We start from the raw sequence: 22,698 nt of genomic DNA, 5'->3' as shown, positions 1-22,698 counted from the left end.
TATTTCATGTGTTTTTCTTCCAAATTATCTGCCCCCCTACTATTTTTGCTTTGATATATTTAAAAAAGCATATGCTTTTTCCCCCATTTCACTTCTTCTCTTATTTCTTCCATCGTTGTTTTAATCTTTCAATATGGAGCGATATAAATCCAATCTCTGAGTCTGGAATTCCCATTTCATAGGTGTCTTTTAATACTTTGACTACTTCCTTAGAGCATTGATAGGAAATCGGAAACTTCTTTTTAATCATTTCTAGCATTTCTTCATCCATAGTATGGAGTTCAAAATGCTTTATTCTTGAGATGGAGTAACGAAGATGTATAATTAAACGTTGATAAGAAATATCATCTTGATCTATTGTAATATTCAAAAATTTTGTTATTGTTTGGATAAGATCACTGATAATAGCTGTCTGCCTTACTGTTGTCTGCATATCTCCACTTTTTGGTTTCGCTGTATGAATATAAAGTGCAATATAGCCCGCTTCATCTATCGGCATTTCAATTTCAAATCTCTTTTTAATATGTTGAATAGCCCACATACCAATTTCAAATTCAACTTGATAGAGTACTTTAATTTCTTGGAGAAGCTTATTCTGCAAATGAATTCCTTCTTGCTCCCTTTCAATTGCAAAGGATAAATGATCAGTAAGGACAATATGGATATGGTCACTTAATTTCATCCCCAGCTTTTCTTCTGCATAGGAAATGATTTCCTCTGATATTTCGAAATGATTTTCAGGAATCCTCAATATCAGTTGCTGCAGCTTACTCGATTCCTCCATTACAAAAAGCTTTTCAATTTCTTGTTGCTTGATAATATCATTTTTCCCCTTATTAAAGGCGATGCCTGTTCCAATCGCTATTTTCTCGGTTTCTCCATCTTTAACTACTACCGCGTTGTTATTTAATATTTTTTTTATTTTCAACTAAAGGTTCCCCCTCATCCACATAGTACGAGAAAGTTTTATTTGTTAGTCACCTTCATGGCAACAGTTTCCCCTGCCATTACAGTTTTTTTGAACCATAATTTTTTTGTATCTGTTAGATGTTAGACTATTTGTAATAACCATAATCGACATCTCGCTTTTTTATGAAACTGTTTCTAGCCCAACATGAATCAAGATTTCAGTACCACTATCAGCTGCATTCCAAGCTTTGTTGGAGTTATTTATATAACCTTCCCTTCAACTGGTGACGCTGCTTTACTATCAATCGGAGAATGACCATTTTTTGACTAAAAACAGGATTTGGTATCCTTCTATTAAAAACGCAAAAAAAGGCAAGGAGGTATCTAATCAAAAGAACTGACATTCTTTTAACTGAACCACCCTGCCTGATCTGATCAGTAACATGTGATCGATATGAAATATTATTTATAACATAGCACTCATAATAAGAAAATACAATCTAAATTTTAAAAATTCAAAATAGTCAACTTTTATTTAGCGGAAACGGTAAAAAAAGCTTAGTTATACCTTTCAATCCGGAGTCACACTATTCCCAATGACTTCTAGCAAAAAATTTATCATTTCACATTCCATATCAAATTGGAAAAAGGACTTACAGGCACATTGAATACGAACCATTTTACTTTTCACCGTTTGCTTTCTTACAAAGGAAAGCATAATGATTTTCCAATTTCTATTGGCGAACTTTCTGCAGTCGAAAATGATTTTAAAATTACATTGAATCGGAAGTCCTTACAATTCAGGTGATAGGGTCTCGTTAAATCCGGGCCACAGCTGGCAGACCCAAGTCCATGTTGTCCGTAATCAAGGTGAAAGGTAATTTCCTCTTGGTTTAGTAAATCGTACGTATGCTGGGCTTGATCCAGATTTTCTGTTGTATAATAATGTGTGCTGAAATCAAGAGATGGCTTGCCTGCAGATACAAATCCTATGCCGTTGCCGTTTGTAACAGATACCCACCGAACCTCATGCCGATTGCCATTTTCCTGCGGGTAGATATAAGGAGTAAAAAGCTCCTGTACTTTCTTAGCATATACACCAATCCGGTTTGCCTGTTTGCTGTCACTATAGGCTTCTCCAGGACCTCGACCATACCAAGTCACATTATCAAGATACACCGGAAGCTTCATTTGCAGACCAATCCGAGGCATTGTCTCCGGTCCATTTCCTTGTATTGTGCCATCTACTTCTATAGATACCTCACCGCTGTTATAAATAGTATACGTGTAGACCGCGCGAATTCCCCAAGCAAGGATTGGCGGAGCAATACGTACGATTGATGTAATCACTACCCTTTCTTTGTCTTCTGTTTGCTTCCACTCTACAGCATCTACACGGTGCTGCAGCCAGTGCAAACCAAATTGCTTCCAGCTGATAGCGGAGCGGTGATCATTATCGATTAATGCACGCCAGAAGTGCATCTTCGGACCATCCTTTAGAATCGGGAGCCCCTGATAGGTCCATGAATCTATCGTTCCGTAAACAAGATGAAATTCAATCGTGAAATCTTCACCCTTAATCATTAAATTGTTATCATCCTCCATGCATTCCAGCGGAGCAAAAAGCGGCTTGCCTGCTTCATTAAGACAAGTACTTTTAACAGGCAATTCAAACTGTGCCCACGCTATTTCATAGCCTGCTTTCGCCCATAGCATATCTGCAGCAAGTGTAAATTGGAGGTTTAGCCAATAATCCGTATTGGGTTTAATATTGGGAGCAAGCTGAAATGGAATAAAAAGCTGTGTATTTTCACCTGGTTCTGTAGATGGTACCGACATTACACCTTGGTCTATCGGCTTACCATCTGCCTCAATTGACCATGATAGGTTCAAATGTTCTAATGATATAAAATCATAACGATTGGTGATCCTCACTTCTCCCGTTTCTAAATCCACTGCTTCAACATGAACCGGTTCAATCACTTTCTTATATTCTGCCAAACCCGGGGAAGGCGTTCGGTCTGGCCTAACGAGTCCATCAATAACAAAGTTGCAGTCATTCGGACTATCACCGAAATCACCGCCGTAGGCAAAGTATTCCTCACCCTCTTCTGTAAATTGACGGATACCATGATCACACCACTCCCAGACAAAGCCCCCCTGCAATCGCCTGTATTTATAAATAAGGTCCCAATATTCCTTTATCTCCCCAGGACCATTTCCCATTGCATGGGCATATTCACAAAGAATATGGGGCTTCTGTAAGTCGGTTCTTTTTCCCCATTGTTCCAGGATTTCTAAAGATGTATACATGGATGTATGTACATCAGAAACGGATGGGTCTCGGTTAGGATTATTATCGTCCTCCCGCAAGATGTCCGCCGACTCCCCTTCGTAGTGAACGAGACGCGTTGGGTCATTTTCTTTAATCCATCTCCCCATCGAAACATGGTTGCAGCCAAACCCTGATTCATTTCCTAATGACCACATAATAATTGATGGATGATTCTTATCACGGGCCACCATCCTTTTTGCCCTATCTACATACGCTTCTTCCCATTCTGGATCATTGCTTAACAGATTAGCTGAACCGATATGTTCGACCCCGTGGGTTTCCAAGTCTGTTTCATCAATGACATATAGGCCAAACACATCACAAAGGTCATAAAACTTTGGATCATTTGGATAATGGGCTGTTCTGACAGCATTTATGTTATGCTGTTTCATTAAAAGAACGTCCTGCTCCATGGCAGCAAGCGGTACAGCACGGCCAAAATCCGGATGCCAGTCATGACGGTTGACACCTTTTAGCTTGATGGCGACGCCATTTACAAGGAAAACACCATTTTTTTGCTCAATGGACCTAAATCCAGTTTTGTTAGGCACTATTTCTATAGTCTTCCCATCCCCATCTTTTAATGTAATCAGCAAATGATATAAATATGGATGTTCAGCAGACCACTTTTCAGGATTTTTCACAGCTGTTTTGAAATTAACCTTAACGTTTTTTCCGTTAGAAAGGGCCACCTGTTGTGATTCCGCCAAAATTGTGTCTCCTTTTTGATCGAGCAGGCAGTATTCAAGCTGATAGTTTTCTAAAGGCAGTTGACTTCTATTTTCAATCAAGGTAGTTAGTGTAAGAATGGCATTTTCATAGTTTTCATCAAGATCGGTAATAACAAAAAAGTCTTGAATATGAATTTTGTCTCTTGCAAATAGATACACATCACGGAAAATGCCGCTTAACCACCACATATCCTGGTCTTCTAAATAACTGCCGTCAGACCACTGATATACCCTGACGGCTATTGTATTATAGCCTTCACGAATATAGGACGAGACATCAAATTCGGACGGTAAACGGCTTCCTTGGCTGTAACCAACCTCCCTGCCATTCACCCAAATATGGAAGGCGCTGTCCACACCCTCAAAACGCAGGATAATCTCTTGCTGCAGCCATTCTGCCGGTATATAAAAACTCCTTCTATAGGAACCTGTTGGATTTTCAGTAGATACTCGCGGCGGGTCTATTGGAAATGGGTACTGAACATTAGTATAATGCGGTTTTCCATATCCATTCATCTGCCAGTTAGATGGAACCATAAGATCATCCCAATCACTCGCATCAAAATCATCTTGGTAAAATAGGCTGGGTGCCTGGGAAGGATTTTCAGCATAATTAAATTTCCACATTCCAGTCAGCAGCTTAAAGCCCTTAGAAAGCCCCCTATCATACGTTAGTGCAGAAAGCTTATCTGCATAGGAAAAGAAGTAAGCACGCTCATTCAGTCTCCCTCTTTCAAGCACAGACACGTTTTCCCAATCATGTTTCATTTTCTGAACCATTCGAAAATACCCTCCCAAATTCTTTATAATTATACCTGGCAAGATTTCTAGATGGATGTTGAAATGGCAGAATGATTGATTGATTCATTATATAGATTTAATGCTGTATTGCATCTGCATAAGCCTGATGTGCCAGTAAAAGTGAGCCCGTTATTCCTGCATCATCGCCTAAACCCGGGCTAACAATATATTCCGAAAGTTCCGGCAATGTAACATAACCATTATCCAGCTTAGGCAAGTACTTATAAATAGAAGAAAGCACTTGCTTCTGGTGCATTACCCCGCCGCCAAGAATGATCTTCTTTGGTGACAGAATCAGTATATACTGCATTAGGGCTTGGGCAATGTAGTACCCTTCTAAATCCCATACTTCTTGTTGGTCTACTAAGTCGATCCCTTTTCTCCCCCAGCGATCCTCAATCGCAGGTCCCGCTGCAAGACCTTCTAAGCAGTCTCCATGGTAGGGGCATTTCCCTTGATACCCATCTTGCGGATGACGCCTTACAAGAATATGTCCCATTTCAGGATGTGAAAGTCCTTGAAGCAATTGTCCCTGTACCACGGCACCTGCCCCAATTCCCGTTCCAACTGTAATATACAAGCAGCTTTCCAAGCCTTTAGCTGCACCATTTACGGCTTCTCCTAGAGCCGCCGCATTTACATCGGTATTGAACCCAATCGGCACAGAAAACGCATCCTTCATTGCTTGGACAATCGAATAATTCCTCCACGCTAATTTCGGTGTAGAAGTAATCATTCCATAGGCTTCACTTTCAGGATTTACATCAACCGGACCAAATGAGCCGATTCCAATCGCAGTCAGTTCATATTTTTTAAAGAAGGAAATAACCTCTGCCATCGTTTCCTCTGGAACAGTGGTTGGAATTTTGATCCGATCCATGATCTTGCCTGACTCGTTTCCTACTGCACAAACGAATTTTGTTCCTCCTGCTTCAATCGCACCATACATTTCAGCTTCCTCCAAATATTTAGTTGCTTTTACTTCAAGCGTGAGCCCGTAAGAAATGAAACAAGGCGCCAATCAGGTTTGCATCATTGTCAAATTCGCACGCTTCAACTTCTATATGTAAACTTGAAATATCATCCTTCAATAACCTTAATTCACGGTTAATCCCTTCTATGACTTCCCGGCGCTTGCTAATTCCCCCGCCTATAAGAATCTTTTCAGGGTCTAAAGCATATTTCAAATTATAAATGCCGATGGCTATTTTTTTGTAAAATCGCTCTAAAGCTTCTAGTGCAGCTGGGTCTCCCATTTCTGCCAGTCGAAATACTTCCTCCCCATTTAACAGCCCCTGCGTCAGAGACTTTTTTCTTTCGACCTCCCTGACAAGGGCATTTGTTGAGGCAGTTAGACTCCAAGTGGATTGAAGCGGACTTATACCATTTTGGTAAGATTCGCCCATTATCATATACCCGAACTCGCCGCCATGGAGTGATGCCCCTCGTAAAATGGAATGATTTATGACAATACTGCCGCCAATCCCCGTTCCAATTACAATACAAATATAGTAATCTGCGTCCTTAGCCGCCCCCAGCCAGCCTTCCGCCAAAGCGGCACAATTGGCATCATTTTCAATCGATGCCTTAAGACCTGTCCGCTCCTTTAAAAGGTTTGTCATCGATCCTCCATGTATATAAGGGATAGCACTTGCACCGCCAATCATCCCTGTTTTCACATCGACAGCACCAGGGGAGCTTATAGCAATTCCTTCGAGTTCATAGGATTTTTTATATTTTTCTACCATATCGCCAATAAGTTGCAGAAAAGTCTCTAGTCCTTCCTTAGGAGTTGGAAACTTCCCGCTTTTTTTTTTATTTGCCTCTCTGTCCATAACAGCATACTTTATATAGGTGCCGCCAATATCAATTACCATATAAGCTTTCATCACTGGTTTCACCCGCTTTTGAGATTTCTGGATTTCCAGGTATATGATTAAAAACCGTTGTTTGCAGATAACTGCTTATACCATCTGCCTGATTTTTTAATCGTACGGTTTAAATCATTTTTTAAATCTACTTCAACTAATCCATAGCGATTCTTATAGGCATTTGCCCATGACCAGTTATCCATAAAAGTCCAAAGATGATAGCCTAGACAATTCGCCCCTTCCCCCAGGCCTTTATGTACCCACTTTAAATGCTCCTGGATAAACTCAATCCGGTAATCATCCTCAATGAATCCTTCAGAATTGCGGAATTTCTCTTCCCCCTCTACACCCATTCCATTCTCAGAAATAAAGAATGGGATATTGCCATAATTGTCCCGAATATCCATCATGATGTCATAGATAACTTCCTCACATATTTCCCAGCCGCGATGTGGATTGATTTTCCGGTCCGGCTTAATATAGGGATCAAACAGATGTTCCGGCATGAATGGAGCCCCCGCTGGCTCTGGCTTTGTCTTTGCTTTGACACGGCGAGGCTGATAGTAGTTTACTCCTAAAATATCAATCCGATTCTGACGGATAACCTGTAAATCTTCTGGTTCTACTGCTGGAAGAAGCTCTCTTTCTTTTAAAATTCCTATAAGTTCCTTTGGATACTCGCCTTTTGTGACAGGATCCAGGAAACTGCGATTAAAGAACAGATCGGCAACATGAGCTGCCTGCACATCCTCCAGATTTTCGCTCCTTGGGTAAGAAGGTGTTAAATTCAGGATGATTCCTATCTTCCCCTTTACATTTAATTTTTTAAAGATTTCTACTGCTTTTGCATGGGCAACAATGGTATTGTGGGCCACCTGCGCTCCGCGCTTGAAGTCCACTATTTTTGGATAATGCAAGTTATATAGATAGCCGGCTTCAACAGGAACAATCGGTTCATTAAAGGTAAACCAATATTTCACCCGGTCCCCAAATAACCGAAAACAGGTTTCTGCAAATTTTACATAGGCATTAATCACTTCCCTGCTTTCCCAGCCGCCTTTTTCCTGCATGCACATAGGCATATCAAAGTGATAAAGGTTCATAAATGGTTCAATATCGTTAGCAATCAGTTCATCAATCACACGATTGTAAAAATTAACTGCCTGCAGATTGACTTTTCCGTCACCTTTAGGTATTAAGCGCGACCACTGAATCGAGGTCCGGAATGAATTATGTCCCACTTCCTTCATTAACTGTATATCTTGTTTGTAACGGTGGTAGAAATCAGAAGTATGCTCCGGCCCAACTTTATTATGAAAGCTCTCTGGCTCAATGCTGTACCAGTAGTCATAAATGTTTGGTTTTTTTCCGTCACTTTGTGCTGCTCCTTCTGTTTGCGGACCAGATGCTGCACTGCCCCACCAAAAATTTTTCGGAAACCGATAGGTAAGGTTAGTGTTTTTTAATGTGTGATCCAACATTCCCTCTCCTTTTAAAACTAATATTTTCAAATTCTATCGTGACTTATATTCTATATATAACCGATTTTAAATATGTCGATTAAACCATTAGTCAAACGCTTACATTTGACATATAACTCGAATACCCTTTAAGTGAAAAGATGTCTATACTGCTGGCTAATCAAATTTTCCTCCACTCGCTCGGCGTGGTTCCAACAGTTTTCTTAAATTGTTTATAGAAATATGTCGTATCTGAATAGCCTACCATCTTGCCAATTTCACCTGCACGATAATGAGTGGTTCTCAGCAATTCCTTTGCTTTTTCCAGCCGGAAACGATTTAGGTATTCGGAAAAGACCACCCCTAGCTCTTTTTGAAACAACTGGCCTAAATAAATGGCATTGACATGGAACTGCTGGCCTAATGTTTTTAACGAAACCCCTTGATCATAGTGGGCATGAATATAGTCAAGCACGTTCTGGACAATAGGACTGCGCTTACTTGCCTCCTGATTAATGGCAAGCCGCAGTTCCCTGCAGTATTCCTTTAAAACTGCCTTCAGCTGATGGATATCATGGCTGTAAACCATTCTTTCCACAGAAGCTGTATAATAGGAAAGATCGTCTGGCTGCAAATAGTAATGTATATAAGAGATTAGATCAAATGTATATTTTTTGACAGCTTGCGGGGAAATATAATTTGAATGCTTTATTAAATCCTTAAAGAACAAATCTATTACCTTGAGCGAATCTTCTTTCCCCGCCTGCAAAAGCTGTTTGACAATATTCTCCTTAAACTCTTGCTGTTTTTTCAATTCTTCCTGCTTATCCACCACGAAACGCTTTGAAAGAAGGACATTAGGATTCGAATATAATTGGAGTAAACTATACTCTCTTGCCAGGTTAAAACTTTTTTCCAGCTCTTCTATCGTCTTGACGGGATTTCCCATTGCTAAATAAAATAACCCTGAACTGCTTCTGTCACTTTTTAAGTAGTCGGTCAGTTTTTGATTGTACTGAATTAACTCCTCTTCACTTGTCCCCTCAAAGATCATCAGTAATTCCTGATTTGGGCTGAAGAGGCAGGTAACTGGATAATGTTCTTCTATATAGTTCCTATTTTCCTTGGCTATTTCCGCATTGCTGCCATTTTCATAACTTAAAATAGACACATTATACAATGGCCGGTTAAACTCCAAATTGTATAAGGATAATTTTTCAAGACATTCCTTTTTTTCAATATCACCATTTAAAAATTGCCAAAGTGTGTTATCCATAAGGGTATTTGACTCTTGCTTCTGACCTTCACCCGAAATGGCTTTCAATTTTTGAGCAACATTTCGGATGGTTGAAACTAATTCATCCTCATCAACTGGTTTCACTAAATAGTTTTCTATTCCCAATAGCAAGCCCTGTTTAATAAACTCGAACTCCTGATAACCTGTCAGCACTATACTTTTAACCTTCGGCTGGACTTTTTTCACTTCTTTAATTAACTCTAAGCCAGTCATTTCTTCCATTAATATGTCCGTAACGAGCAGATCAATAGGGTTTTGTTTAAGGAACTGGAGCGCCTCTTCACCGCTCTCCGCTGTTGAAACTATTTCAAATCCATAGTCCTCCCAATCTAGTAAAGCCTGGAGCCCCATCGTAATAATTGATTCATCATCGACTAAAAGCACCTTAAACATGATATATCTCCCTTGCAGGAATCAACAATGTCACCATCATTCCTTTATCATTTGTACTCTGCAGTGTTAGACCATACGATTCCCCATATTTCAGTTTTAATCGCTGATTAATATTTCTTAATCCAATCGATCTCATCTCATCACCCTCTTTACGATTGATATGATGGACAAGCTTCGCAAGCTCATCTTCCATCATCCCCCTGCCATTATCCTCTACACTAATTTCGATTTTATCTCGATGATGAACAGCACGAATTATTAACTCATTGTCAGACCGGGCCTTTTTAAAACCATGGACAAAGTAGTTTTCAATAATCGGCTGCAAAATGAGCTTTTGCACTGGTATCTGTTCAACATCACCTGAGATATCGAAATGAACTTGCAGTCTATTCGGATATTTAAATTGCATGAGTTTTAAGTATTGCTTCACATATTCCAATTCTGTATATAAAGGGACTGTATCTTTCTCCTCAAGCGAATAGCGAAACAATTTTGATAAATGAAAGATCATTTTGCTGGATGTCTTTGAACCCTCCATAACAGCGACCATTCGAATTGCTTCAAGCGTATTGAATAAAAAATGAGGATCAATTTGTGCCTGAAGGGCTTTTAATTCTGCCTGCTGCTGCTTTAAATTCAGCATGTAAAATTCTTCAATATAACTATTTAATTCATCTAACATGGAATTGATGTTAATGGCAATCTTTGATAATTCATCTTCACGCTTGGATATTGGAATTCTTGCATCCAGGTTTCCTTTTTCAACCTGACGAATAATCGCCACAATTTTATTAATTCGCCGTGAATAGTTGTGTGTAAAAGAATAGGAAAACAAGATCGAGGCTATAATGAAAAAAATAATTACTACCCACATGGTCCATCTTACAATAGTAAGCTTTTGCCAACCCCTATCAGGAATCACACTGATATAAGTATAATCTCCTTTATTGGCTATCGTATTTATATAAAAATGGTCTTTATTCCACTTTAATTTCGTTTCATTTGTTTCCGGCTTGATTTGTTTGATTATTTCTAATGGTATATGAGCCTTATTAACCGAATAAATGATCTTGCCATCAGCATCCATTAAAAAAAAGGAAGCGAGAATCCGATCATGTTTTTTCACAATTTTATCTAAGCGGTCGGTGGAATAATAGATGGTGATTTCACCCAGTCTTTTTAAGGTCACCGGATTATTAATAACCATTTTTTTTGTAATGGTATTTTTATATTTTTGGTCATTTGTCTGACTTTCTGGATTGATCGCAGGTATTTCTCCTGAAAGGAAGGAGCTTGAATCGATAGGATATTCTATCATACTCCTATTCCATCTCAGCCAATTGTAAATAAACATATATTCAATCGAAGGATTCTCTAATGAACGCATTCGAATCGCATTGATATCACTATCTTGACCTAAATAGGCATTAAAATAAGTATCTATATTATTCGGAATCGACGTGCGGCTTTCGGAATATTTATCTAATCGATATTCCAGATATTTCTCATATCCGTTCTGAAGGGCGAAGTTGACATCATCAATTACATTCCCATTTGTATAAAAGTCCTGCTTAGCCCGATTAATATCTGCTTCTTTAGTGGAAAAGTAATCTTCTACTCTTTCCATTGTTCTTGTATTAATATTTACTTCCTTCTGGATTATCACATCCGAATAGTAATTGGTTATGGTCACAATTAAGATAATCACGGTGACGATAATCGTCAGTGAAGAAATTAGAAAGAGTTTATTAAAAATATTTTGTTTAAAACGCTTTTTTCTCCTGATATCCATGGTTTCTTCCCTATTAATCAAATTATTTTCTTTAGTTTAACAATAAAAGAAGATGAAATAAAATCAAGCTGAGAAATTTACACTCAGCTTGATTTTTCGCATAGACAGAACCTTGCTATTAGGCACAATAGCAACTCCACCTTTGCTTTCGCCCTAACCAGCTCGCCGGCAGGCGAGTTTTAATTTTATTTTTGTTCTTCCTTCCATTCGTCGTATTGCTTTTGAATTTCTTTTATTACTTTATCAAGACCAGCTTCTTTTAACTTCTTATTAAATTTTGGAAGATATTCTTCCGGGTTAACAGATCCTGTTGCCAATGCTGGATAGAATTCTTTAGAGATATTCGTAATCGCTGCAAGCTCAGATCTTACCGGGTCACTGTTAAAGTGGAAACCAAGTGTCGGCGCTGCTTTAGCAGAATCGTTGAACTCCTTAAATTTCTCCCACTTATCTTCCGGATCATTTTGGTATAGATATAAGATGAAGTGGTTTCCTAAAGAGTAAGTTGGCAAGTTATAGCTATCAATGCGTGCTGGTAAATCTTCAATTGCTCCATCACTATTCTTGTTATAGTGGACGCCTTCAATCCCTTTATCAACCAGGTTGCGAAGGTATGGATCAGTGTTAAGTAATGTTAAGAATTCCATAGCTTTCTCAGGATTCTTTGATGTTGCAGAGATAGCCTGAATAGAACCAGAAACAGAATCATTAATTGTAACTGGCTGTTCCGCCGGTACAGAAACTACCTCATATTTAGCTGCACGAGACCAGATTAAATCTGCATATGGCTGGGAATCACCCATACGCACAAACCAGTTTTCCACATCCATTGGCCAGCTGTCTTTACTTGTCGCAGCATCTTCTTTAAGATATCCAGCTTTATAATAGGAATGCATAGTTTTGTATGCTTGCATAGCTAAATCAGTTTCAAATGGATTTACAACTTGGTCTCTATCACCTTCAAAAGGTATGCCAAATGGCATTTCATTATTAAAGATATAGTCAAATGGCAGATACGCTTTAAATGTTGCCATTGGTGTGATTTTTGGCTCATTCTCTTTAATAACCTTTAACATTGGCTCAAGATCTTCCAGTGATTTCACTTTCGAAATATCAAATTTATATTTATCTACAAGACTCTTATTAAATGTGTAAACGGATTGTCTCGCAGCTTCTTTATTCGTAGGAACTCCATAAATTTTCCCGTCAATCTTAATGCCTTCTAAAAGTGCAGGGTCAATAACATTCTTAAGCTCTTTGCCTTCCTTATCCAACAGATCATCAACCGCAAGGAAAGCACCTTTTTGTGCGTTTTGGACATAATCAGTTCCATTTGTGAAAATAATGTCAAATGGTTCTCCAGAATTAATCATTACTTGTGATTTTTGTGCCCAATCACCCCAGTCAATTTGGGTCATTTTAACTGTGGCATTGATTTCTTTCTTAAGATATTTATTAACTTCAGCAAAAACTTTTTCAGTATCTTTTTGAGGGGTTCCAATGGTATACCATTTAATTTCATAGGGCTGTCCATCTTTGCCGCTATTATCTTCCGTGGAACTGTCCTTGCTGCTGCAAGCAGAAAGAAAGGTTCCGATAAGCAGAACTAATGCAAGTAAAAGGCCTAAATTCTTCTTCATTTCTTTTCTCCTCTTTTCCGTTGTTTATTCTTTAACGCCGCCAATAGTAAGCCCGCTGATAAAGTACTTCTGGAAGAACGGATATGAAATTGCTATTGGTAAGGTGGCGATAACAACCATGGCCATTTTTGCTGATTCTTGCGGGATGGTATCAAACAAGCTCATTTGCATGCTGGCAACATCCATATTTTGCCTCATGAATTCAAGATTTGCCTCTATCTTCATGAGTAATGACTGAAGTGGCACTAAATTAGGATTATCAATATACAGTAACGCCGTAAACCAATCATTCCAATAGCCAAGTGTGCTAAATAGAGCAATCGTGGCTATTCCCGGCAGAGAAAGCGGGAAGATGATTTGAAAAAAAATCCGAAGCTCACTTGCCCCGTCTATCCTTGCTGATTCTAAGATCGACTCAGAAACAGACTTTAGGAAAAATGTTCTCATAATAATGATATAAAAAGCGTTCATTGATAGTGGTAAAATTAAAGCCCAAATCGTGTCTTTCAAGTGCAGGAACTGAGTAACTACAATATAAGTAGGAACCAGTCCGCCGCTGAATAGCATTGTAAAGAACGCCAGGAAGGTGAAAAACCTTCTATACTTAAATTGCGGTCTTGAAATCGCATAGGAATAAAAGGTAATCATAAGCACACTGATGACCGTACCGACAATGGTAACAAATATAGTTACACCGTAAGAGCGGAAAAGCTGCTCCTTCATGCCCCATAGATACTGATAAGCGTCAGTACTCCAATCTTTTGGAACTAATTGAAAGCCATTTCGGACAATACTTTCTTCACTGGTAAAAGAGATGATAATTACATATATGAAAGGAAAAATACACGCAAACGCTAAAATCCCCAGTATTATACTTATAATTTTATTAACGATTGGGTTCAATGCTTGGGGATCGCGATACTTTTTCTTCCGTTTTTTTACCTCACCCCCTTTCATTCCTTCCACTGTACTAGTTATATCAATTCTTGATTGATTTTGTTCTAGTTCTGGCATATTGCTAAAAAACCTCCCTCCCTGAAGAAATGAGATTAAAACAAGGCACTTTCCTCATCAACTTTTCTGACAATGTAGTTGGTAATAATGACAAGAATAAATCCTACTGCTGACTGATAAAGACCTGCCGCTGTACTCATACCAATATCACCCAGGTTCATAAGGCCGCGGTACACGAATGTATCTATAACGTTTGTAACCGAATACAATGCACCTGAATCCCTTGGAACTTGATAAAACAATCCAAAATCGGAATTGAAAATTCTTCCGATATTCATAATTGTCAAGATAATCATTAAAGGCTTAAGCATGGGCAGGGTAACATGCTTAATCTGCTTCCATTTTGAGGCACCGTCGATCATCGCAGCCTCATAATAGGTTCGATCAATCCCAACGATGGAAGCTAAATAAACAATACTTCCATAACCCACACCTTTCCACAGACTCATAAACACAAGGATAAATGGCCAATATTTTGGTTCGCTATACCATGAAACGGGATCAATGCCGAGCCATCCGAGAATATGATTGAGCAAACCATAATCCGTACTTAAGAACGTAAAAACAAAGTAACTCCCGATAACCCAGGAAATAAAATGCGGGAATAGAATGGAAGTTTGATAGACTTTAGATAATCTCTTATTCATTAACTCACTTAGCAGGATAGCTGTCCCTACCGCAGCTACAAGCCCTACTACAATAAAGATAATATTATAAACAAGAGTATTTCTCGTTATGATCCATGCATCACTTGTGCTAAACAAATATTCAAAGTTATCCAATCCAACCCATTCACTATTCACAACACTTGCAAAGAATCCATCAGGGTCAATTCGGAATTTCTTAAAAGCCAAGACCTGTCCAAACATTGGCAAATAGGAGAATAGCAGCAGCCAAATGGTTCCAGGCAATACCATAAGGAGCCAGATCCGATTTTTATATATATCACGTGCTAACTTTTTCATGTTTTTCCTCCCCTCGTTTTATGTAAGCACTTCCATAGCTATATTTTATAGTTAATAGGTCCAAATTTATAGTTGACTAATTTGGGATTAACTGCAAAAATCTTAGAAAAATATCCTGCGAGTTCAATAATATGAACAGTATTGATGGACAAATTCATTTAGCTAAAGCAGACTTTTTTACAATTCTGACATTAAACTGTTCCCTGGCAATCTCGGCCTATAATGAGATAGGATCGGAAAGATTTTGATAGTTTTGGAAGCCTCTAAAACAAAAAAGGCGTTGGCATTCATGAATGCCAATGCCTTAAAGTTTGTGATTTACCCTTTTGCACTTTTAGCGAAAGCCGTTGTCAAAGCTAGTTCTCTTCTTTATTAAAGAATTCTGATTGTCTTAATCTCATAAGGTTTGATGTCCAACTCAATAGGTCCTGTAAATTCTCCTCCAAGCGGATCTTCCATTAAATTGGTCTCCACCCAGGATGTGATGTCTTTCCGAATGTTCAATAATACTTTACCTCTGCGTCCCTCATATTCATGGAACCGGACAATCATTCCGTTACCATCATTTGCTGGCTTAACGGCATCGATCCAAACATGGTCCGAATCCGTATCCAGGAAGGATTCTTCCATAGCCCATTTCCCTTCAACAGTGAAAGCCGGGTCATTTAGTTCCCAAGCCTTTTCCACTGTTTTTGCTTCCCGCCAATCGCCTATATGCGGATATAGCGAATAAGTAAAAGAATGCTGCCCCTGATCCGCTTGCGGATCAGGATGAATAGCCGATTTCAATAAGGTTAAGCGCATGAAGTTTTCCTTGATGTCATATCCATATTTCGAATCATTCAGCAAACTAACCCCGTAATCTGGTTCAGACAAGTCGGCCCACTGGTGTGCAACGGTTTCAAATTTCGCCATTTCCCAGCTTGTGTTCCAGTGTGTCGGGCGTTTCACATTACCGAATTGAATGTCATAAGTGGCTTCTGTTGACCGAATATCCACAGGGAATGATGCTTTTAGCAATTTCCTCTTTTCATGCCAGTCTACATTTGTTTCAAAGTCAATCCTACGGTCATTATGATAAAAGATAATCCGCTGAGAAATTTCCGAATTATGATAATTCCATGTCACAAGAATACTGAAGGATAGCCCGCCGTTTTCCATTACTTCAAATGTCTTAAGATCACGGATTTCTTCCATCTTTTCTTGATAGAACAAATCAATATCCCAGGCATCATGAGCAAGCGGTTTATCTTCAAAAATTTGCAGCACATTTCCGTTTTGACCTTCCGCAAAAACCGGGCGCTGTGCTTCCTTATCATAAATCTGCTTCAACTGTCCAAACTCATTCCACTCGACAAGATAATGCGCTGTCTCTAATTTTCGATCATGATAGACAAAATTCGATTTTATCTGAGCAGCTTCAACCGGCTCAAAATGTAAGGTTGCTGCACCAAAAGATGGAAGGCTGCCAACCTCAACCAGCCAGCCATTCTTATGTTTTTGAGAGCGCAGCACTCGATCGCTGCTGTCTCTCCAAATGCCTGAGGTAAAATCAGCAAACTGGGAAATGAACACATTCCTTTTCCCCGTTTGGTGTGTTGAATTTAATACAACAACAGAACGTTCTGCTGCAGCAATTCCGTTTTGAATAATCTCCTTCTCAACTTGCTGTACAATTTGGAACGCCTCAGTATATTCTTCCTTCGCATCTTCATATACCTCATGAATCGAAGAGCCGGGAATAATATCATGGAATTGGTTTCTCAGAATAATTTTCCAGCCTTTTTTCAGCTCTTCATCCCCCATCCATGCCCCCTTTTCAGACAGCCAAGAGGATAGGATTTCTGCACGGCGATATAAAATCTCAAGCCTGCGATTCATCTTTTTCATGAAGGCTTGGCTCGTGTAGGTACCACGGTGATATTCCAGATACAGCTCTCCGTCCCATTTATGGATATAGCCCGTTGACTTCTCTACATTTTTATGCAGTTTTTCAAAAAATTCACCGGCAGTGGACGTTTTCACCATCGGCATTCCTGGTAATTGATCGAATCTGCGGCGCATTTCGAGCATATGGCGATTAACGCCGCCCCCGCCGTCACCATAACCGTAGGAAAGAAGCAGGTCTTTGGATAAGTCCTTATCACGATAGCCCTCCCAAGCCCCTTTCACCGTCTTCGCGGTAATGTAACCGTTATAGGTATAGAACCAGGAATCAGGACCGTTCCATGGTTCTGGTGTGGTGATAAAGTGCGTTAGAATCTCTGAACCGTCAATTCCCTTCCAGTAGAAGGTGTCATGCGGCATCCTGTTATATTGATTCCAGCTGATCTTTGTGGTCATCATCGTATTGATGCCAGACTTTTTCAATATCTGCGGCAAGGCCCAGCTGTACCCAAAAACATCCGGCAGCCATAGATATTGACAGTCGACTTCAAACTCTTCCTTGAAAAAGTTCTTCCCGTACAAGATTTGCCGAACAAGCGACTCACCGCTTGGGATATTACAATCTGCTTCGAGCCACATCGCACCGCCTGCTTCCCACTGGCCTTTTGATATTTTCTCTTTCATTTGTTCGTAAATGGCCGGATAGTCAGTCTTGATATAATCGTACAGCTGCGGTTGTGTCTGCAGGAACAGATATTCCGGGAACTGCTTCATTAGATGTAAAACAGTTGAGAAGGAACGGGCTGATTTCTCTCTGGTATTCCTTAAACGCCATAGCCAGGCAACATCAATATGGGTATGACCGACCGCATGAATTGTAATATCCGTTGTTTTCTCAACAGCTTGAAGCGCTTTTGTTAAGCTCTCTTCTGCTTCATAACACGATTTATAAAATTCGATGCTTCCAGGTTCAGTCCACTTAATTTGCAGCAAGGTCATGTCTATCATTTGTTTTAAATTAGTATAAATGGAATCATTTTCATTGGTTTCTTTTAACACTTCGTAAGCTGCTAAAAGCGTAAAGTATAAATTGTCAACACGTGTATCGAGCCAGCCGATTTTCGCCGTTTCCAGTTTAAATTCATTTTCAACAGGAACACCCCCTCCCTCAAGTCCAGACCAGAGCCGAAAATCCAGACGAATCGGTCCATTCGCCGTCTCCTTATCAAAGAGAACCTCTTCATGATTAGAATCGACGCCTTGGTACGGATCTCCGTTGACAAATAATAAGGATTCAAAGCCAGAATTGTTTCCGCCCCCCGTTTTCCCGAATGAGAAAAGCCCTACAGCTTGGCGGCCGCTATTTTGCAAATGGCCTTCCACATCGGCACGCAGCCAAAGATAGCGATCGCGTCCCTTCCAATAGTCGCCGATTTTCATGGTATTTGTTCCATCATATTCAGCTGGAGGATAAGCACCAATTTCCCCATTATCCTCATATGTGAGAAATTGCTTAATTGTGATACAGTCGCGATAACGATACTCTTCTAATTCATTGATGCGCGCTTCAAACTTTCTTTCCGTTAAAAACATGTTTTCACCCCTAATTGTTTTAATAATAAAAAAGGAGATATCTCTGTGTTCACATTAATCCTTTTTACAGGTATAACATTGCTTTACCCCATGGCTTATAATGAAAAATTGCCGGCTGTGACAATTCGATGATAGACATTGCCGCCTACTAAACCGTCCACAATTTCCCATGGACCATCATGGCGTAAACGTTCTTCTTCCAACTCTTCGATACTCGCTATTTTTCCTTCCAGCCACTCATTAATGCGATATTTTACAGAATCTATTCGGGTGATCACGCCTCCATAACGAATATCAACTACCTCCCAGCCAAAAGGTTTATAGGCCGCAAACCAAATGTCCCGGTGCTTCTTCCGCAATTCGTCCACATTGGTTTGAATCCAATCCAGCTTCAGCAGGAATGCTTTCATTTGCTCGTCATCTTTTTGTTCATAGGCTTCCTTCAGCTGAAGGCCTGCTTCCGCCTTCACACTCAGCACTCTGGCCAGCTGCTCATAAAAATCAAATAGGTTTTCCCATTTTGGATTATGCAGTTTCGCTTTTTTAATCTCAGACACCAGACTTCTGTAATGATCTCCAAGCTCCAGTCCCCGAATATTCTCATCATATAAACCGATTAAAATATCTTGATATAACCCCACCTTTGAAGTCATTGAAGTATTCATATTGTCTTTCATGACTCCTGGCGTTTCATCCAAATGCTTTAAAATCATAAAGTCTTGAAAGTGTCCTTTACAGCAAAATTCAAAGCGTTCGGCGACTTGTTCAGACGAAACGTCCTCGTTATATGTATGCTCGGCGAACAATTGCAGGATCGGCTCAGCTGTGGAGAGCGGCGTTTCCGCCCCATTATCGCCCCAAAGCGTAACAAGGACTTCTTTGATGCCTTCCTTTTTACAAGCAGCCATTGCCGCCTCCGTAGTCGCTATGGCTTTGCCATAGTTCGGAACCATTCCATTCCAGGTCCATGCCCCTCCGGCAAAAATCGGCATCATTCCAAGCTCTTTATGATGCCGAAAATCCTTTTCATAGACTTCCTGCTCTTTGCGGTAATAATTCCAGTACACAAGCTCCACATCAGGAATGCCAAGGAGAATTTCCTCGCAAATCCGGCCATTCTCGTCGCGGTATTTACTGTCTTCTGAAAATAGAGGGAAATACATATCGCTCCAGATCATTGGTTTATAGCCGTATTTTTCGGTAATCGCGACAACTTTTTGCAAATGGCGGTTCATTATTTCGATATGATTTTCGTACCCGTGTTTTTCCAAATATTTTCCTAGACCCAGCTGGAACGTTTCATCCATTCCGATATGGATACGTTTTGTCTTAAAAGCCTCTGAGACTGAAATAATGCATTTTTCCAGAAATTCATAGGTTTTTGGCTCGTCAACCAACAAAATATCATCAGTATCTTTAAAATCGGAAGCATAATTCCACTTAAGCGCTTCCCTCATGTGCCCCAATGTTTGAATACAAGGAATCATTTCAATCCCTAATGAACTTGCATACTCATCACATGTCCTTAATTCCTCTGCCGTATATCTTCCCCGCATATACCCGAAGTACGGTTGTTCCTTTATTTCGTAGGTATCTTCCGTATATAACATCAAACTATCCAATCCCATGACAGCCATTTTCCGCAGCAGCTTTTCGATATATGCAACAGTTGGGACTGCATTTCTAGATGCATCAAGCATCACACCGGTCATGCTAAACTGCGGAACCTCTGATAAAGCGAATTCCTTTTTCTTCTGATAATTTTCCACCCATAACCCAAAAGCTCGGAAGAAATGAATTGGTTTTTCGAATACAATTTCTCCTTTTCCCTTTTGGTTGATAGCTTTTAACGGACCTTTTCCATTTTTCACATGTATCGGGTGACCATCCATGGAAAGTTCAATATTTAAATGCCGAGATATTATTTCAAGCCCCTCTTCTACCGATGATAGATCTCCCTTGACATACAGTTTCATAATAACCCCCCCTGAAGTTCCACATTTCAGCAGCTATTAAAGCTGCTGTGCACGTCTTTCTAAAGCAGTAAAGCGGCTTAGACAGACTCTCATTATCCAAAATGCAGGCGCAACTGCAGAAATAAATGCTAAAAGGCCCGGATACTGATTAATTAAATAGCCAATTATCGTAAGACCGATCAAGATTAATATCGTAGATGGCAGGCTGGTCAGTGCATATAGGAATGACTGTTTGATATATTCCTTATTTGACAGTTCATAATGAGCATAAATAGCAAAGAAGTAGCTTACTGCAATTAATAGAACAAATACGAGAATAGATAAGAAGATATAGAGAAAGTTACCCAAAAACCCTGTCATGAATTGATCTATAATCCTGAGATCAATAAACAGGAAAAAACCTATGACATAAAAAACAAGACCAATGACATTGGTTCTTTTCCATTCTTTAAAATACGCATCCTTAAAAGTCCTAAAGACAATTACTTCCCCATCGTTCCTCATCCATTTTCGGACAACGGCAAACAGGGCAGCAGACGCTGGGAAAAAGCCCAAAACCCCTAAGCCTAAGACCGTAAAGGCAAACCAGCACCAATTGACTAATATGACTCTCCAGATCCATTCACAAACAACAATCATCCATGGTACTTTTTTCATTGCGTCATCCCCCTTAAGACCGAAATTCCCTATGCTTCAATACTTTTGTTTTTATTTAATTGCTGATAAAGCGGACTGCCCTTAACGGCCCTTCCCGCTAAACTTAAAACAAATTCACTGAACATCGTGTTTGCCCACGCAAACCAATCCCTTGTGAACTCTTCCGGGCGATCAGCGTCAAAGCCTTCGTGCATAAAACCTGTTCCGCCATCTGTGTTTTTAAAATATGCTAAAATTTGCTGTTTCTCAGCTTCATCTGTTGTCGTCATTCCTTGAATCGCCAGCGCAATATGCCAAATATAGTGGTCAGGCGTATGAGGGCTTCCGATTCCATTTGCAAATTTTCCTTCATAATAATAAGGGTTATCCCTGCTTAACAAAAATTGACGTGTATTGGCGTATACTGCATCATCATATGGCAGGTAGCCCATATAAGGAGCAGCCAAAAGGCTTGGCACATTGGCATCATCCATTAAATTGACCGAGCCATCTCCGTCTGTTTCATATACATACATATCACCATGAATCGGATGATCAAGCTTGGCATATTGCTCAATCCCTTTTTTAATTTCCGCTCGGAGCTTCAAGCATTCCTCTTTCAATAATTGCTGGTTGAGCACTTGATCGCTCATTTCTGCTGCATAACCTAAAACAACTGCTGCAAACATATTTGCCGGTACCAGATAGCCGTAGGTGCAGGCATCATCACTTGGGCGGAAGGCGCTCCATGTCATCCCGGTTGGTACAACTCGCCCTCCTTTTCCGTCACGGATTAATGTATCTGACTGCCGGCAATCAGAACGCTCAAAACGGTAGGCAGAATTGGCCTCATGATCCTGCTCTGTCCGCCAAACATGAATAATCGTTTCAATGACCTGCTGAAATGTTTCTTCTATAAAAGCAGTCCGTCCTGTTGACTTCCAAAACAGGTAAGCAAGCTGGATAGGATAGCATAATGAATCAATTTCATATTTACGTTCCCAAATATGTGGTGTCATCTTTGTCTCGTCGGTTTGATGCCCTTTTCCATTGGCACTTTCATTGAAGGCATTTGCATACGGATCATGCAGGATAAAAGCAAACTGCTGGCGGATTACTCCTTCGAGTAATTCAGCTAATTCTTCATCCTCCTCGGCAGCCATTAAATATGGGCGTACCTGTGCTGCAGAATCACGTAGCCACATCGCAGGAATATCCCCGGTAATGACAAATGTTTTCCCATCCTCCTGCTTTTTCAATGTTGTTGTATACGTATTAACAAAACATTGCTCAAACATTTGCTGCAATTTTTCATCCTCAGGAAAGTATTCCTTCACATGGTTGATCAGCTTTTGCATTGATTCGGGAATTGTAACTGTCATTCTTCCCCACTCCTAA

The 22,698-nt window shown here is 39.9% G+C and carries 14 protein-coding genes; all 14 read right to left on the bottom strand.

Features of this window, described 5'->3' with window-relative positions; all coding sequences use genetic code 11:
* Positions 1–100 precede the first annotated feature (100 nt).
* On the bottom strand, positions 101–928 hold the full coding sequence (locus NYE23_RS07065) for a PRD domain-containing protein (RefSeq protein ID WP_341076583.1): 828 nt from the start codon (positions 926–928) through the stop codon (positions 101–103).
* A gap of 683 nt (positions 929–1,611) precedes the next feature.
* Entirely contained in the window at positions 1,612–4,755 is a 3,144-nt protein-coding gene (locus NYE23_RS07060) for a glycoside hydrolase family 2 TIM barrel-domain containing protein (protein ID WP_341076582.1), read from the bottom strand.
* A gap of 97 nt (positions 4,756–4,852) precedes the next feature.
* Positions 4,853–5,725 carry an ROK family protein gene (locus tag NYE23_RS07055; RefSeq protein ID WP_341076581.1) on the bottom strand — a complete coding sequence of 291 codons (873 nt, stop codon included), beginning with the start codon at positions 5,723–5,725 and terminating at the stop codon, positions 4,853–4,855.
* 34 nt (positions 5,726–5,759) lie between these two features.
* Positions 5,760–6,665: an ROK family protein gene (locus NYE23_RS07050; protein ID WP_341076580.1), complete on the bottom strand. Its 906-nt coding sequence runs from the start codon at positions 6,663–6,665 to the stop codon at positions 5,760–5,762.
* Between the two features lie 47 nt (positions 6,666–6,712).
* Entirely contained in the window at positions 6,713–8,128 is a 1,416-nt protein-coding gene (locus NYE23_RS07045; RefSeq protein WP_341076578.1) for a glycoside hydrolase family 1 protein, read from the bottom strand.
* A gap of 160 nt (positions 8,129–8,288) precedes the next feature.
* Positions 8,289–9,797 (bottom strand): response regulator transcription factor, encoded by a 1,509-nt coding sequence (locus tag NYE23_RS07040; RefSeq protein ID WP_341076577.1) that lies wholly within the window; start codon positions 9,795–9,797, stop codon positions 8,289–8,291.
* On the bottom strand, positions 9,790–11,589 hold the full coding sequence (locus NYE23_RS07035; RefSeq protein ID WP_341076576.1) for a sensor histidine kinase: 1,800 nt from the start codon (positions 11,587–11,589) through the stop codon (positions 9,790–9,792). The genes NYE23_RS07040 and NYE23_RS07035 overlap by 8 nt, the downstream gene beginning before the upstream one ends.
* Before the next feature lie 185 nt (positions 11,590–11,774).
* Complete coding sequence (locus NYE23_RS07030; RefSeq protein WP_341076574.1) at positions 11,775–13,229, bottom strand: ABC transporter substrate-binding protein; 1,455 nt, start codon at positions 13,227–13,229, stop codon at positions 11,775–11,777.
* Between the two features lie 24 nt (positions 13,230–13,253).
* Positions 13,254–14,186: a carbohydrate ABC transporter permease gene (locus tag NYE23_RS07025; protein WP_445662611.1), complete on the bottom strand. Its 933-nt coding sequence runs from the start codon at positions 14,184–14,186 to the stop codon at positions 13,254–13,256.
* A 92-nt stretch (positions 14,187–14,278) separates the two neighbouring features.
* On the bottom strand, positions 14,279–15,208 hold the full coding sequence (locus tag NYE23_RS07020) for an ABC transporter permease (protein ID WP_341076571.1): 930 nt from the start codon (positions 15,206–15,208) through the stop codon (positions 14,279–14,281).
* A 372-nt stretch (positions 15,209–15,580) separates the two neighbouring features.
* Positions 15,581–18,688: an alpha-mannosidase gene (locus NYE23_RS07015; RefSeq protein WP_341076570.1), complete on the bottom strand. Its 3,108-nt coding sequence runs from the start codon at positions 18,686–18,688 to the stop codon at positions 15,581–15,583.
* Between the two features lie 95 nt (positions 18,689–18,783).
* Positions 18,784–20,664: a beta-N-acetylhexosaminidase gene (locus NYE23_RS07010; RefSeq protein WP_341076569.1), complete on the bottom strand. Its 1,881-nt coding sequence runs from the start codon at positions 20,662–20,664 to the stop codon at positions 18,784–18,786.
* A 36-nt stretch (positions 20,665–20,700) separates the two neighbouring features.
* Complete coding sequence (locus tag NYE23_RS07005; protein WP_341076567.1) at positions 20,701–21,321, bottom strand: YesL family protein; 621 nt, start codon at positions 21,319–21,321, stop codon at positions 20,701–20,703.
* A 29-nt stretch (positions 21,322–21,350) separates the two neighbouring features.
* Entirely contained in the window at positions 21,351–22,682 is a 1,332-nt protein-coding gene (locus tag NYE23_RS07000; RefSeq protein ID WP_341076566.1) for a glycoside hydrolase family 125 protein, read from the bottom strand.
* Positions 22,683–22,698: the final 16 nt, after the last annotated feature.

It is taken from the genome of Cytobacillus sp. FSL H8-0458, from assembly GCF_038002165.1.
Taxonomy (GTDB): Bacteria; Bacillota; Bacilli; order Bacillales; family Cytobacillaceae; genus Cytobacillus.
This window is presented reverse-complemented; position numbering and strand designations above follow the sequence as displayed.